This window comes from Streptomyces sp. NBC_00094 (assembly GCF_026343125.1).
Classification (GTDB): Bacteria; Actinomycetota; Actinomycetes; order Streptomycetales; family Streptomycetaceae; genus Streptomyces.
This window is the reverse complement of record NZ_JAPEMB010000001.1, coordinates 2,240,556-2,254,864: the sequence shown is the minus strand read 5'-3', so window position 1 is coordinate 2,254,864 and position 14,309 is coordinate 2,240,556. Positions and strand designations below refer to the sequence as shown.

General features: G+C 71.5%; 10 protein-coding genes. 6 read left to right on the top strand and 4 right to left on the bottom strand.

All coding sequences use genetic code 11. The features are described 5' to 3' along the window. The first annotated feature begins 54 nt into the window (after positions 1 to 54). From OG580_RS09755 to pulA, 4 genes are all read left to right on the top strand, one after another. Positions 55 to 1,722 carry a glycoside hydrolase family 13 protein gene (locus OG580_RS09755; protein WP_267043250.1) on the top strand — a complete coding sequence of 556 codons (1,668 nt, stop codon included), beginning with the start codon at positions 55 to 57 and terminating at the stop codon, positions 1,720 to 1,722. Further along, positions 1,710 to 2,789 carry a LacI family DNA-binding transcriptional regulator gene (locus tag OG580_RS09750; RefSeq protein WP_267043249.1) on the top strand — a complete coding sequence of 360 codons (1,080 nt, stop codon included), beginning with the start codon at positions 1,710 to 1,712 and terminating at the stop codon, positions 2,787 to 2,789. The genes OG580_RS09755 and OG580_RS09750 overlap by 13 nt, the downstream gene beginning before the upstream one ends. 134 nt (positions 2,790 to 2,923) lie before the next feature. Further along, a complete protein-coding gene (locus tag OG580_RS09745) occupies positions 2,924 to 4,651 on the top strand; it encodes a carbohydrate-binding module family 20 domain-containing protein (protein ID WP_267043248.1) in 1,728 nt (575 codons plus the stop codon). Positions 4,652 to 4,740: 89 nt separating this feature from the next. Continuing rightward, the gene (gene pulA, locus OG580_RS09740) at positions 4,741 to 10,032 is read left to right on the top strand and encodes a pullulanase-type alpha-1,6-glucosidase (RefSeq protein WP_267043247.1); all 5,292 of its coding nucleotides are present in this window, start codon (positions 4,741 to 4,743) and stop codon (positions 10,030 to 10,032) included. Here the strand turns inward: pulA and OG580_RS09735 are convergent. Continuing rightward, entirely contained in the window at positions 10,019 to 10,537 is a 519-nt protein-coding gene (locus tag OG580_RS09735) for a GNAT family N-acetyltransferase (protein WP_267043246.1), read from the bottom strand. The genes pulA and OG580_RS09735 overlap by 14 nt on opposite strands. A gap of 64 nt (positions 10,538 to 10,601) precedes the next feature. On the opposite strand from OG580_RS09735, the gene OG580_RS09730 reads away from it, so the two are divergent. Continuing rightward, the gene (locus OG580_RS09730; protein WP_267043245.1) at positions 10,602 to 10,934 is read left to right on the top strand and encodes a 5-carboxymethyl-2-hydroxymuconate Delta-isomerase; all 333 of its coding nucleotides are present in this window, start codon (positions 10,602 to 10,604) and stop codon (positions 10,932 to 10,934) included. On the opposite strand, the gene OG580_RS09725 is transcribed toward OG580_RS09730, so the two are convergent. Then, positions 10,919 to 11,680 carry a TetR/AcrR family transcriptional regulator gene (locus OG580_RS09725; RefSeq protein ID WP_267043244.1) on the bottom strand — a complete coding sequence of 254 codons (762 nt, stop codon included), beginning with the start codon at positions 11,678 to 11,680 and terminating at the stop codon, positions 10,919 to 10,921. The two genes, OG580_RS09730 and OG580_RS09725, sit on opposite strands and share 16 nt — an antisense overlap. A gap of 193 nt (positions 11,681 to 11,873) precedes the next feature. Here OG580_RS09725 and OG580_RS09720 point away from each other — a divergent pair, with 193 nt between their 5' ends. Then, positions 11,874 to 12,167 carry a hypothetical protein gene (locus tag OG580_RS09720; protein WP_267047950.1) on the top strand — a complete coding sequence of 98 codons (294 nt, stop codon included), beginning with the start codon at positions 11,874 to 11,876 and terminating at the stop codon, positions 12,165 to 12,167. Between the two features lie 16 nt (positions 12,168 to 12,183). Here the strand turns inward: OG580_RS09720 and OG580_RS09715 are convergent, their stop codons facing one another. Both OG580_RS09715 and OG580_RS09710 read right to left on the bottom strand, forming a co-directional pair. Then, on the bottom strand, positions 12,184 to 13,281 hold the full coding sequence (locus OG580_RS09715; RefSeq protein ID WP_267043243.1) for a PDR/VanB family oxidoreductase: 1,098 nt from the start codon (positions 13,279 to 13,281) through the stop codon (positions 12,184 to 12,186). Further along, positions 13,281 to 14,165, bottom strand: a complete 885-nt coding sequence (locus tag OG580_RS09710) for a metal-dependent hydrolase (protein WP_267043242.1) — start codon at positions 14,163 to 14,165, stop codon at positions 13,281 to 13,283. The genes OG580_RS09715 and OG580_RS09710 overlap by 1 nt, the downstream gene beginning before the upstream one ends. Positions 14,166 to 14,309 lie beyond the last annotated feature (144 nt).

Genomic DNA, 14,309 nt, shown 5'->3' with positions numbered 1-14,309 from the left:
ACGCCCGGCCCGATCACCGTCTCCGTACACCCCTCCTTACCTCACAGGGAAGACATGACCCAGCATCTCGCCACCCCGGCCGACGTCCCCACCACCGGCACGCACACGGGCTGGTGGAGAGACGCCGTGATCTACCAGGTCTACCCGCGCAGCTTCGCCGACGGCAACGGCGACGGCATGGGTGACCTGGAGGGTGTCCGCAGCCGGCTGCCGTACCTCAAGGAACTCGGTGTCGACGCCGTCTGGCTCTCCCCGTTCTACGCCTCGCCGCAGGCCGACGCCGGATACGACGTCGCCGACTACCGGGCCATCGACCCGATGTTCGGCTCCCTCCTCGACGCCGACGCCCTGATCCGGGAGGCCCACGAACTGGGGCTCCGGATCATCGTCGACCTCGTCCCCAACCACTCCTCCGACCAGCACGAGTGGTTCCAGCGGGCGCTGCGCGAGGGCCCCGGGTCGCCGCTGCGCGAGCGCTACCACTTCCGCCCCGGCAAGGGCGAGAACGGTGAACTGCCGCCCAACGACTGGGAGTCCATCTTCGGCGGCCCCGCGTGGACCCGTACCGAGGACGCCGACGGAACCCCCGGCGAGTGGTACCTCCACCTCTTCGCCCCGGAGCAGCCCGACTTCAACTGGGAACACCCGGCCGTACGCGACGAGTTCCGCTCCATCCTGCGCTTCTGGCTCGACATGGGCGTCGACGGCTTCCGTGTCGACGTCGCCCACGGCCTCGTCAAGGCCGAGGGCCTGCCCGACATCGGCGCCCACGACCAGCTGAAGCTGCTCGGCAACGACGTCATGCCCTTCTTCGACCAGGACGGCGTCCACGAGATCTACCGCTCCTGGCGGCAGGTGCTCTCCGAGTACGACGGCGAGCGCGTCCTCGTCGCCGAGGCGTGGACCCCGACCGTCGACCGCACCGCGAACTACGTGCGCCCCGACGAGATGCACCAGGCCTTCAACTTCCAGTACCTGGGCACCCACTGGGACGCCACCGAGCTGCGCCGCGTCATCGACGAATCGCTCGCCGCGATGCGCCCGGTCGGCGCCCCCGCCACCTGGGTGCTCTCCAACCACGACGTCACCCGGCACTCCACCCGCTTCGCCAACCCGGCGGGCCTCGGCACGCAGCTGCGCGAGGCCGGCGACCGCGAGCTCGGCCTGCGCCGGGCCCGGGCCGCGACCCTCCTGATGCTGGCCCTGCCCGGCTCGGCCTACGTCTACCAGGGCGAGGAGCTCGGCCTGCCGGACGTCACCGACCTGCCCGACGAGGTCCGTCAGGACCCGTCCTTCTGGCGGGCCAGCGGCCAGGACGGCTTCCGCGACGGCTGCCGGGTGCCGATCCCGTGGGCCGCCGAGGGCTCCTCGTACGGCTTCGGCGACGGCGGCTCCTGGCTGCCGCAGCCCGCCGAGTGGGGTGCGCTGAGCGTCGAGGCGCAGACCGGCGACCCCGGTTCCACCCTGGAGCTGTACCGCAGCGCGCTCGCCGTGCGCCGCGAGCGTCCCGAACTCGGTGCGGGCGAAGAGATCGCGTGGCTGGAGGCGCCCGAGGGCGTCCTCGCCTTCCGGCGCGACGGTTTCGTCTGCACCGCCAACACCACCGGCCGGGCCATCTCCGTCCCGCTGCCCGGCCGGTTCCTCCTCTCCAGCGGGGAGGTCCGGATCGTCGACGACGAGATCGAACTCCCCGCGGACACCACCGTCTGGTGGGCGGTGTGACGATCCCCCTGCCGCGGAGCGCCGGGAACGGCGCTCCGCGGCTCGCGGACATCGCGGCCCAGTCAGGCGTCAGCGAGGCCACCGTCAGTCGCGTCCTCAACGGCAAGGCGGGGGTGGCCGGCGCGACCCGGCACAAGGTGCTCGCCGCGCTCGACGTGCTCGGCTACGAGCGTCCCGTACGGCTCAAACGCCGCAGCGCGGGCCTCGTCGGGCTCGTCGTGCCCGAGCTGACCAACCCGATCTTCCCGGCCTTCGCGCAGGTCGTCGAACAGGTCCTCGCCGGCTACGGCTACACCCCGGTGCTCTGTACGCAGATGCCCGGCGGCGCCACCGAGGACGAGCTCGTCGATCAGCTCGTGGAGCGCGGGGTGGCCGGCATCGTCTTCCTCTCCGGGCTGCACGCGGACGCCTCCGCCGACCCGGCGCGCTACGCCCGGCTGACCGCCCGGGGCGTGCCGTACGTCCTCATCAACGGCTACAACGAGAACATCGACGCCAACTTCGTCTCCCCGGACGACCGGGCCGCGGCCCGCATGGCCGTACGGCACCTGGTCGAGCTGGGTCACGAACGGATCGGGCTCGCCATCGGCCCCACCCGGTACGTCCCGTCGCGCCGCAAGGCCGAGGGGTTCACCGCCGAGCTGTACGAGCTCCTCGGCATCGAGCGGGCCGAGGCCGAACGGTTCATCAGGCCCACGCTCTTCGGCGTCGAGGGCGGGCACGCGGCGGCCGACATCCTGCTGCGCGAGGGGTGCACGGGCATCGTCTGCGCCTCCGACCTGATGGCCCTCGGCGTGATCCGGGCGGTCCGCGCCAAGGGCCTCGACGTGCCGGGGGACGTCTCCGTCGTCGGCTTCGACGACTCGCCGCTCATCGCCTTCACCAGCCCGCCGCTGTCCACCGTGCGCCAGCCGGTACAGGCGATGGCGACGGCGGCTGTCGGCGCGCTCCTGGAGGAGATCGAGGGGAACCCCGTGCAGCGCACGGAGTTCGTCTTCCAGCCGGAGCTGGTGGTCCGGGGCTCCACGGCGCAGCCGCCCAACAGGGTCCCGCAAGCCCTTTCGTAACAACTTGCATTGAGGGGTCGGGAGGGACGTCCGGAGGGTTGACCGGGCGTCGGGGCACTCGTACGGTCACGGCTGAAAACAGTTGCTGATAATTTCGGCAACTTCTTGCGACAGTGAAGTCAGCAGGAGGAATCATGGCCAGAAAGACCGTGGCAGCTGCACTCGCCCTCGTGGCGGGAGCCGCTGTGGCCGTCACGGGCAACGCCCCGGCGCAGGCCGGTCCGCCCGGCGAGAAGGACGTCACCGCGGTGATGTTCGAGTGGAACTTCGCCTCGGTGGCCCGCGAGTGCACCGACCGCCTCGGCCCTGCCGGATACGGATACGTCCAGGTCTCCCCGCCCCAGGAACACCTCCAGGGCGGCCAGTGGTGGACCTCGTACCAGCCGGTCAGCTACAAGATCGCCGGACGTCTCGGCGACCGCACCGCCTTCAAGAGCATGATCGACACCTGCCACGCGGCCGGGGTCAAGGTCGTGGCCGACTCCGTCATCAACCACATGGCGAACGGCTCCGGCACGGGAACGGGCGGGACCCCGTTCTCCAAGTACGACTACCCGGGCCTGTACTCCGGCTCCGACATGGACGACTGCCGCTCCTCGATCTCCAACTACCAGGACCGCGGCAACGTCCAGAACTGCGAACTGGTCCAGCTCCCCGACCTCGACACGGGCGAGGAGTACGTCCGCGGCAAGATAGCGGGCTACCTGAACGACCTGCTCTCGCTCGGCGTCGACGGACTCCGCATCGACGCCGCCAAGCACATGCCGGCCGCCGACCTGACCAACATCAAGTCCCGGCTCTCCAACCCCAACGCCTTCTGGAAGCTGGAAGCCATCCACGGCGCCGGCGAGGCCGTCTCCCCGAGCGAGTACCTCGGCAACGGCGACGTCCAGGAGTTCCGCTACGCCCGCGACCTCAAGCGCATCGTCCAGGGCGAGAAGCTCTCCTACCTGAAGAACTTCGGCGAGGCCTGGGGCTACATGCCCTCCGGCCAGTCCGGCGTCTTCGTCGACAACCACGACACCGAGCGCGGTGGCGACACCCTCAGCTACAAGGACGGCGCGAACTACACCCTCGCCTCCGTCTTCATGCTCGCCTGGCCCTACGGCGCCCCGGACGTCCACTCCGGCTACGAGTGGACCGACAAGGACGCCGGACCGCCCAACGGCGGCCAGGTCAACGCCTGCTACAGCGACGGCTGGAAGTGCCAGCACGCCTGGCGCGAGATCTCCTCCATGGTCGGCTTCCGCAACGCGGCGCGCGGCCAGTCCGTCACCGACTGGTGGGACAACGGCAACAACGCGATCGCGTTCGGCCGCGGCACCAAGGCCTACGTGGCCATCAACCACGAGTCCTCGGCGCTCACCCGCACCTTCCAGACCCAGCTCGCCCCGGGCGCCTACTGCGACGTCCAGTCGAACACCGCCGTGACGGTGAACTCGTCCGGCCAGTTCACCGCCACCCTCGCCGCCAACACGGCCGTGGCCCTGCACGTGAACGCGACGAACTGCGGCGGCACCACCCCGACCACGCCGCCCACCACCACCCCGCCGACGACGCCGCCGGCCACCGCCGGCGCCTCCTTCAACGTGAACGCCACCACCGTCGTCGGCCAGAACATCTACGTCACCGGCAACCGCGCCGAACTCGGCAACTGGGCCCCGGCGTCCGCCCTCAAGCTCGACCCGGCCGCCTACCCGGTCTGGAAGCTGACGGTCTCGCTGCCCGCCGGAACGGCCTTCGAGTACAAGTACGTCCGCAAGGACGCCGCCGGAAACGTCACCTGGGAGTCCGGCGCCAACCGCACCGCGACCGTCCCCGCCTCGGGCCAGATCGTCCTGAACGACACCTTCCGCAGCTGAGCCTCCCTTCCTGCCAGGGCCGCCCCCACCCGGGGCGGCCCTCCCACCCGTACCCCCGCACCCCCGTCCCTCCTCCAGGGAGCACCCCCGTGACACGCAAGAGAACGGCGGTCGCACTGGCCGCTGCCCTGTGCGCCGCCCTCGTGCCCGCCGTCCCCGCGGCCGCCGCGCCCAGGCCCCCCGCCCCGCCCTCCGACCAGGTGCTCGCGGCCCAGCCCACCCGCCAGGACCTGACCCGCGAGCAGTTCTACTTCGTCCTGCCGGACCGTTTCGCCAACGGCGACACCTCCAACGACCGCGGCGGCCTCACCGGCAGCCGTACGCAGACCGGCTTCGACCCCACGGACAAGGGCTTCTACCAGGGCGGCGACCTCAAGGGCCTGACCCAGCGGCTCGACTACATCAAGGGCCTCGGCACCACCGCCATCTGGATGGCGCCGATCTTCAAGAACCGGCCCGTGCAGGGCGTCGGCAAGGACGCCTCGGCCGGCTACCACGGCTACTGGATCACCGACTTCACCCAGGTCGACCCGCACTTCGGCACCAACGACGACCTGAAGAAGCTCATCGCCGCCGCCCACGCCAAGGGCATGAAGGTCTTCTTCGACGTCATCACCAACCACACCGCCGACACCGTCGACTACGCCGAGCAGAAGTACGGCTACCGCCCCAAGGGCGCCTACCCGTACATCGACGCGGACGGCCGCCCCTTCGACGACCGGAACGCCATCGGCGCGGTCGACGCGGACTCCTTCCCGTACACCCCCGTCGAGAAGGCGAACACCAAGGTCCCGGCCTGGCTCAACGACCCGACGATGTACCACAACCGGGGCGACTCGACCTGGGCCGGCGAGTCCTCCGAGTACGGCGACTTCGTCGGCCTCGACGACCTGTGGACCGAGCGTCCCGAGGTCGTCGACGGCATGAGGAAGATCTACGAGAAGTGGGTCCGCGACTTCGACATCGACGGCTTCCGCATCGACACCGTCAAGCACGTCGACCTCGACTTCTGGACCCAGTGGGCCACCGCCCTCGACGCGTACGCCAAGAAGCAGGGCCGCGAGGACTTCTTCATGTTCGGCGAGGTCTACTCCGCCGACACCACCGTCACCGCCCCCTACGTCACCCGGGGCCGGCTCGACGCCACCCTCGACTTCCCCTTCCAGGACGCGGCCCGCGCCTTCGCCTCCCAGGGCGCCGGCGCCGACCGCCTCGCCAGGGTCTTCGCCGACGACTACCGGTACACCACCGACAAGGCCAACGCCTACGAGCAGGTGACCTTCCTCGGCAACCACGACATGGGCCGCTTCGGCACCTTCCTCAAGCAGGACAACCCGAACGCCTCCGACGCCGAACTCGTCCGCAGGGCCACCCTCGCCAACGAGCTGATGTTCCTGTCCCGCGGCAACCCGGTGATCTACTCCGGTGACGAGCAGGGCTTCACCGGCGCCGGCGGCGACAAGGACGCCCGCCAGCCCCTCTTCGCCGCCCAGGCCGCCGACTACCTCGACGACGACCAGCTCGGCACCGACCGCACCCACGCCACCGACGCCTACGACACCACGCACCCGGTGTACCGGTCCGTCGCCGCCCTGTCGAAGCTGACCCGCGACAACCCGGCCCTCCGCGACGGCGTCCAGCAGGAGCGGTACGCCGAGGGCTCCGTCTACGCCTTCTCCCGTACGGACGCGAAGACGCGGACCGAGTACCTCGTCGCCACCAACAGCGCCACCACCGAGAAGACCGTCACCGTCCCCGTCGACTCCGCCGACTTCCGTGCCCTGTACGGGGGTCAGGGCGCCGTCGCCGCGCAGGACGGGAAGGTCACCGTCACCGTCCCGGCCCTCTCCTCGCTGGTCCTCAAGGCCGACGGGCCCCTCCCGGCCCCCGCCGCCAAGCCCGCCCTGTCGCTGGACGCCCCGGCCGCCGGCGCCACCGGCACCGTCGAGCTCTCCGCCGACGTCACCGGCGGAGGCCTCAACCGGGTCGTCTTCGCCGCCCAGGCCGGAAACGGACCCTGGCAGGTCCTCGGCACCGCCGACCACGCCCCCTACAAGGTCACCCAGCACGTGACCGCGGACGCCGGCACCGCCCTGCGCTACAAGGCCGTCGCCGTCGACAGCTCCGGCCGCACCGCGAGCGCCACCGCCGCCACCACCGCCGGACAGGTCCCCGCCCCCCAGAAGCCGGTGGCCGTCGAGCGGACGTACGCCGTCGTCCACTACAAGCGCGAGGACGGCGACTACGACGGCTGGACCCTGAAGGGCGCCGGCCAGGAGGCCGCGTTCACCGGCCGCGACGCCCACGGCGCCTTCGCCTGGGTCAAGGTCCCCGAAGGCGCGTCCACCGTCGCGTACACCGTCGAGAAGAACGGCACCGCCGACGGCCCGCAGCGGTCCATCGCCCTCGGCCGCACCGGCGAGGTCTGGATCACCCAGGGCCAGGACGGCCAGTCCGACACCGCCCCCGCCGCCGGCCCGCAGGACAAGACCAAGGCCGTCATCCACTACCAGCGGCCCGACGGGAACTACGACGGCTGGGGCCTCCACACCTGGACCGGCGCCGCCCAGCCCACCGACTGGTCCAAGCCCGTCCTGCCGGTCCGCGTCGACGCGTACGGCGCCGTCTACGAGGTGCCGCTCACCGAGGGCGCGACCTCCCTCTCGTACATCCTCCACAAGGGCGACGAGAAGGACCTCCCCACCGACCAGTCCCTCGACCTCGCCACCTACGGCCACGAGATCTGGACGCTCTCCGGACAGCAGAAGTACCTGCTCCCGACCGTCGGCGGCAGCCCGAACCTCGACCTCACCAAGGCCGAGGCCCAGTGGATCGACCGGAACACCGTCGTCTGGAAGGTGAAGACCACCGACGCCACCAGCCAGCAGCTGGTGTACGCGAAGGACGGCGGGATCACCGTCACCGACGGGGCCCTCGACAGCGAGGGCCAGTGGCTCCGGCTCAACCCGGCAGCCCTCACCGACGCCCAGAAGGCCGAGCACCCGCACCTCAAGGACTACCCGGCCTTCACCCTCGACCCCCGCGACGCCGACCGCGTCCGCGCGTCCCTGCGCGGCCAGCTCATCGCCACCCAGCGCGCCGCCAACGGCGCCCTGCTCGCCGCCACCGGCGTCCAGACCGCGGGCGTCCTGGACGACCTGTACGCGAAGAAGGCCACCGGCGCCGCCCTCGGCCCGGTCTTCCGCCACGGCCGCCCCACCCTCTCGCTCTGGGCCCCCACCGCCCAGTCGGTCGCCCTCGAACTCGACGGCCGGACCGTGCCCATGCGGCGCGACGACAGCTCCGGCGTCTGGTCCGTCACCGGCCCGAAGTCCTGGACCGGCAAGCCGTACCGCTACGTGGTGAAGGTCTGGGCCCCCAGCGTCCAGAAGGTCGTCACCAACAAGGTCACCGACCCCTACTCCACCGCCCTCACCACCGACTCCGCCCGCAGCCTCGCCGTCGACCTCACCGACACCCGGCTCGCGCCCAAGGGCTGGACGTCGCTGAAGAAGCCCGCCGCCGTACCGCTGCGGGACGCCCAGATCCAGGAGCTCCACATCCGCGACTTCTCGATCGCGGACCCGACGGCGAAGGCCGACCACCGGGGCACCTACCTCGCCTTCACGGACCAGGGCAGCAAGGGCTCGCAGCACCTCCGCGACCTCGCCGCCTCCGGCACCTCCTACGTCCACCTCCTCCCGGCCTTCGACATCGGCACCGTCCCCGAGAAGAAGTCGGACCAGACGACGCCCGCCTGCGACCTCAAGGTCTACGCCCCCGACTCCGAGGAGCAGCAGGCCTGCGTCTCCGCCGCCGCGGCCAAGGACGCCTACAACTGGGGCTACGACCCGCTGCACTACACCGTCCCCGAGGGCTCCTACGCCACCGACCCCGAAGGCACCCGCCGCACGGTCGAGTTCCGGCAGATGGTCCAGGCCCTCAACGGCAACGGCCTGCGCACCGTCATGGACGTCGTCTACAACCACACCGTCGCCGCCGGACAGTCCGACAAGTCCGTCCTCGACAGGATCGTGCCCGGCTACTACCAGCGCCTCCAGGCCGACGGCACCGTCGCCACCTCGACCTGCTGCGCCAACACCGCGCCCGAGAACGCCATGATGGGCAAGCTCGTCGTCGACTCGGTCGTCACCTGGGCCCGCGACTACAAGGTCGACGGCTTCCGCTTCGACCTCATGGGCCACCACCCGAAGGCCAACATCCTGGCCGTACGGAAGGCCCTGGACGAGCTGACCGTCGCCCGCGACGGCGTCGACGGAAAGGCGATCGTCCTCTACGGCGAGGGCTGGAACTTCGGCGAGATCGCCGACGACGCCCGCTTCGTCCAGGCCACCCAGAAGAACATGGCCGGCACCGGCATCGCGACCTTCTCCGACCGGGCCCGCGACGCCGTCCGCGGCGGCGGCCCCTTCGACGAGGACCCGGGCGTCCAGGGCTTCGCCTCCGGACTCTTCACCGACCCCAACTCCTCCACCGCCAACGGCACCCCGGCGCAGCAGAAGGCCCGGCTCCTCCACTACCAGGACCTGATCAAGGTCGGCCTCTCCGGCAACCTCGCCGCGTACACCTTCACCGACACCTCCGGGCGTACGGTCAAGGGCTCCGAGGTCGACTACAACGGAGCCCCGGCCGGCTACGCCGCGGCCCCCGGCGACGCCCTCGCCTACGCCGACGCCCACGACAACGAGACCCTGTACGACGCGCTCGCCTTCAAGCTCCCGGCCGGCACGTCGGCCACGGACCGCGCCCGTATGCAGGTCCTCGCCATGGCGACGGCCACCCTCTCGCAGGGCCCGGCGCTCGCCCAGGCGGGCTCGGACCTGCTGCGCTCCAAGTCCCTGGACCGCAACTCCTTCGACAGCGGCGACTGGTTCAACGCGATCCACTGGGACTGCCGCGACGGCAACGGCTTCGGCCGCGGCCTCCCGCCGGCCCCCGACAACAAGGCCAAGTGGTCCTACGGGAAGCCGCTGCTCGTGAACCCGGCCCTGACGGTCGGCTGCGAGCAGATCGACGGCGCCTCCGCCGCCTACCGCGACCTGCAGAGGATCCGTACCACCGAGCCGGCGTTCTCGCTGGCCACGGCCGGGCAGGTGCAGGACGCCCTGTCCTTCCCGCTCTCCGGCCCTGAGGAGACCCCGGGCGTGATCACCATGCGCCTCGGCGAGCTCGTCGTCGTCCTCAACGCGACCCCGCAGGAGCGGACGCAGCAGGTCGCCGGCCTGGCGGGCACCGGCTACGCCCTCCACCCGGTCCAGGCGAACGGCTCGGACACCGTCGTGAAGTCCGCCTCCTACGAGGCCGCCTCGGGCACCTTCACGGTCCCGGCGCGGACGGTGGCGGTCTTCAGGGCCGGGTGAGCGCCTTCTCCCACAGCGTGACCCCGTAGCGCGTGCCGTCGGCGGCGAGCTTTCCCGGCTCCTCGCCGACGGCCAGATAGCCCGCGGCTTCGTAGTAGGTACGGAGCCGCGGGTTGTTCGTCATGGAGTCGAGACGCGCGACCGCCCGCCCCCGGGCCGCGATCCGCTCCTCCGCGTGGGCGAGCAGGACCCGCCCGGCCCCGGCGGGCGCCGCCTCCCGGTCGGTCATCAGCCGGTGCACGTACCCGGCGACCGGCGGCTGCGGGCCCCAGGCCTGCTCGTCCTCCCACCACAGCTCGTACGCGCCGAAGGCCCGGCCCCCGTCGAGAGCCAGCCACACCTCACCGTCGGCGATACGCCCCCGGAAGTGCTCCGCACTCTTCGCGCCCGGCTTCCACTGGTCGATCCCGTTCCGCACCATCCAGTGGGCCAGCCCGTCGAACAGCCCCACCAGAAGGTCCAGATCCTGTTCGTCCGCCTGCCGGAAGGTCACTTGTGTCGTCATGACGGTCACCGTAAAGGTGTGGCCAGACATCCGACAGCCGTACCCCCCGCCCGGGAGTGACCCCATGCCGCAGATCACCGTCGACTACTCCGCGCCCCTCGACCGGCGCGGCTTCGCGCTCGCCCTGCACCCGCTCGTCGTCGAGTCCGTGAACGCCACGCTCGACGCCTGCAAGACCCGCTTCCGCGAGGTCGAGGAGACGGTCGTCGGCGACGGCTCGACCGAGGACGTCATCGTCCATGTCGAGATCGCCCTGCTGTTCGGCCGCACGGACGACGCCAAGGCGCGGCTCTCGAAGGCCGTCCTCGCCCTGCTGCCGAAGTACGTCAAGGCGACCGAGAACGTCCGGCTCTCCGTGGAGATCCGCGACCTCGAATCGTCCTACCGCAAGCGCTGATCGGGGACGACGGCCCCGGGCTCGGCGACGGCCTCGGCGACGGCCCCGGCCACGGCCGGGGGGACGAGGGAGACGAGCCGGGCCACCAGCTCCCCGAAGGGGCCGTCGGCCGGCTCGTCGGCGAGGATGCCGACCAGGATCTCCGCCATCTCCGCGTCGTACGCGGCACTCACCGCCGCCAGCGCCGCGAAGTCGTGCACGAGCTGCAACTCCAGCTCCGCGCGCGGGACCCGGCGGCCGTCCAGCCACAGCAGGGCCGTCGACTCGGCGAGCGACACCCAGGACCGGACGACCAGTTCGAGCCGGGCCGACGGGCTCTCGACCTTCAGATGGGCCAGGATCTGCTCGTACGCGGCCTGCCGCACCTCGTCGATCATCGCGTTCGTCGTGGAGGAACCGACCGCGGGACCGCCGCGCATGAGCGCCGCGAAGCCCGGCCCGTGCTCGTCCACGAAATCGAAGAACCGGCCCATCACCCGCAGCAGCCGCGCCCCCAGCGGGCCCTGCGGCGGCTCCACGAACCGGGCCGCCAACTCGTCGGCCGCCCGCCGCAGCGCGGCCTCGTAGAGGCTCTGCTTGCCGGGGAAGTAGTGGTAGACCAGCGGCCGGGAGATCCCCGCGGCCGCGGCGATCTCGTCGATGGACACCTCGTCGGGAGAGCGGTGGCCGAAGAGTTCGAGGGCCACCCCGATCAACTGCTGCTTGCGCTCCTCGACGCCCATCCTGCGGCGCACCCCGGTCGTCATACGAACAGCCTAAGGGGGTCTTCGCGCTCCTGTGGCGTAGTACGCTGACTGTCTGCTTCGGCAGCGGTCAGGGCTTGGCCGTCCCACGGGACTTCGGTCGCGAGGGAGAAGCCCCCCGTTCGCGAGGGGAGGAGTCACGAGCGCTTCCGACCAGGATGCAGCTGAGGCCGACGAGATCGAAGAGGCCGGCGAGATCGACGAGATCGACGAGATACCCGAGGTCCCCGCCTCGGGTCTCACCCCCCAGCAGGCGCGGCGGCTCCGCGTCGCCGCCGCCTCCGTCCTGCTCGTCGCGCTCGCCGTCGTCCTGGCGATCCGCCTCGCGAGCCGTACGTCCGTCCTCGTCGTCGGTGTGTACGGCCTCGCGATGATCCTCTGCGGCGTCGTGATCGAGCTCTCCCGCAACGGCCGTACGCGGCTGGCCACCTGGCTCCTGGTGGGAGGCCTGGCCGCCGCGCTCGCCTTCGACTGGCTGATCCTGCCGTAGCGCCCCGGTCGCCCGGTCAGAGGTCCAGGACGAGCCGCTTCCCCGTGCAGCGCGAGACGCAGATCAGCATCGAACCGTCCCGCTCCGCGTCGGTGAGCAGCTCGTCCCGGTGGTCGACCTCCCCCTCCAGGACCCGCTGTTGGCAGGTCCCGCAGAAACCCTGCCGGCAGGAGTACGTGATGCCCGGCAGCTCCTCGCGGACCGCCGCCAGCACCGTCTGGTCGGCCGCCACCGTCACCGTACGTCCGGAGCGGCGCAGTTCGACCTCGAAGGCGGTGCCGCCGGTCGGCGCGGCCGCCGAGAAGCGCTCGAGGCGCGGCGCCCGGCCCTCCGGCAGCGCCGTACCGACCGCGTCCATCAGGCCGTCGGGGCCGCAGCAGTAGACGGCCGTCTCGACGGGCAGGTGCGCGAGGAACCCCAGCTCGGGAAAGCCGGATTCGTCCTCGGCGACGACCGTGACATCCCCCCGGCCTTCGGTCGGGGGGACCCCCATCTCGCTTCGCTCGCCGCCGCCCAGCCCCTCGACCTCCTCCAGATACGGCATCGTCGCCCGGCTCCGCCCGCAGTACACGAGCCGCCAGTCCGCCCCGGCCGCCTCGGCGGCGCGCACCATCGGCAGGACCGGGGTGATGCCGATGCCGCCGGCGACGAAGACGTACGAAGGGGCCTCGACCAGCGGGAAGCGGTTGCGCGGGCCCCGGATCTCGATCTCCGTGCCCTCGTGGAGCTGTTCGTGCACCTCGCGCGAGCCGCCCCGTCCGTCCTCGATCAGGCGCGTCGCGACGGTGTACGTACCGGTGTCCGCCGGGTCGCCGCAGAGCGAGTACTGCCGCACGAGTCCGGACGGCAGGACGAGGTCGACATGCGCGCCCGGCTGCCACGCGGGCAGACCGGCGCCCTCCAGGCGCAGTTCGACGACGCCGTCGGCGGGCGTGGAGCGGCCCGTCACGAGGACCTTGCGGGGGACGGTGCTGCCGCGGCCGTATCCCGACACGGGGACGTCGAGGGCGGGCATCGGCCACAGCGGGGCCGAGGACATCCGGCCGCGCACGGCGCGACGGACGAGCAGCGCGGCCGCCCCGGCGGCGAGGGCGACGGTGGTCAACCGGGGCATCAGCGGCCTCCGTTGGCGCCGGGGGAGGAGGCGAGGTAGGCCATCGCCTGTGCGGTGTCGCCCTCCTGGGAGGGGTGGTAGGCGCGGCTGAGGTAGCGGGGTATGGAACGCAGCATCGCCGGGGTGGAGGGGAGCACGCCCTGCCGGCCCCTGCGGACGAAGTCGGCGAAGGACGCCTTCGGGTCGAGGAGGCTCGGGTCGTTCTCCATGAAGAAGCGGACGCCCCGCTGCCAGAGGAAGACGAGCGCGGAGAAGGCGAGCGCCCAGGTGCGGGCGCGGCGCCGGTAGCCGCCGTCGAGGTGCATGAAGAGCTCGAAGGCGACCGAGCGGTGCTCGACCTCCTCGGCCCCGTGCCAGCGCAGCAGGTCGAGCATGACGGGGTCGGCGCCGCGCCGGTCGAGCTCGTCGGCGTTGAGGACCCAGTCGCCGAGGAAGGCGGTGTAGTGCTCGATGGCGGCGATCATCGCGACCCGCTCCATCAGCCACCAGCGGCGCGGCCGGCCGGGCGGCAGGGTCCGGTCCCCGAGGAGCTTCTCGAAGAACCAGTCGACCTGCGCGGTGTACGGGGTGGGGTCGAGGCCCAGCTTCCGCAGGTGGGGGAGGACGTCGTCGTGGGCCTGGGAGTGGATGGCCTCCTGGCCGATGAAGCCGATGACGTCCTCGCGCAGCCGGTCGTCGGTGATGTACGGCAGCGCCTGCTTGTAGACGTGCACGAACCAGCGCTCGCCCGCCGGGAGCAGCAGGTGCAGCACGTTGATCGTGTGCGTGGTGAAGGGGTCGCCGGGAACCCAGTGGAGCGGGGTCTCCTCCCAGTCGAAGGAGACCTTGCGGGCCTTGAGTTCGACGTGCTCCGACGCCACCGGTGCAGGCTGCGTATTAGACATGACGTCAATGTACTGAGGGGTAGGGGGATGGCAACAGGCCTGTGCGCCGCATTTTCGGCGGTACGGGGCGCATGGTGGCCGCGCGGGCGGAGTGGGGGCCCGCGCGCACGCCCACCGCGGCGCGGTGGGGTTCGTGTCCGCGCT

Bases quoted from the DNA above. Each gene is read 5' to 3' on its own strand.
- OG580_RS09755 (WP_267043250.1), top strand. From the start codon at position 55: ATGACCCAGCATCTCGCCACCCCGGCCGACGTCCCCACCACCGGCACG.
- OG580_RS09745 (WP_267043248.1), top strand. From the start codon at position 2,924: ATGGCCAGAAAGACCGTGGCAGCTGCACTCGCCCTCGTGGCGGGAGCC.
- OG580_RS09735 (WP_267043246.1), bottom strand. From the start codon at position 10,537: ATGACGACACAAGTGACCTTCCGGCAGGCGGACGAACAGGATCTGGAC.
- OG580_RS09730 (WP_267043245.1), top strand. From the start codon at position 10,602: ATGCCGCAGATCACCGTCGACTACTCCGCGCCCCTCGACCGGCGCGGC.
- OG580_RS09725 (WP_267043244.1), bottom strand. From the start codon at position 11,680: ATGACGACCGGGGTGCGCCGCAGGATGGGCGTCGAGGAGCGCAAGCAG.
- OG580_RS09715 (WP_267043243.1), bottom strand. From the start codon at position 13,281: ATGCCCCGGTTGACCACCGTCGCCCTCGCCGCCGGGGCGGCCGCGCTG.
- OG580_RS09710 (WP_267043242.1), bottom strand. From the start codon at position 14,165: ATGTCTAATACGCAGCCTGCACCGGTGGCGTCGGAGCACGTCGAACTC.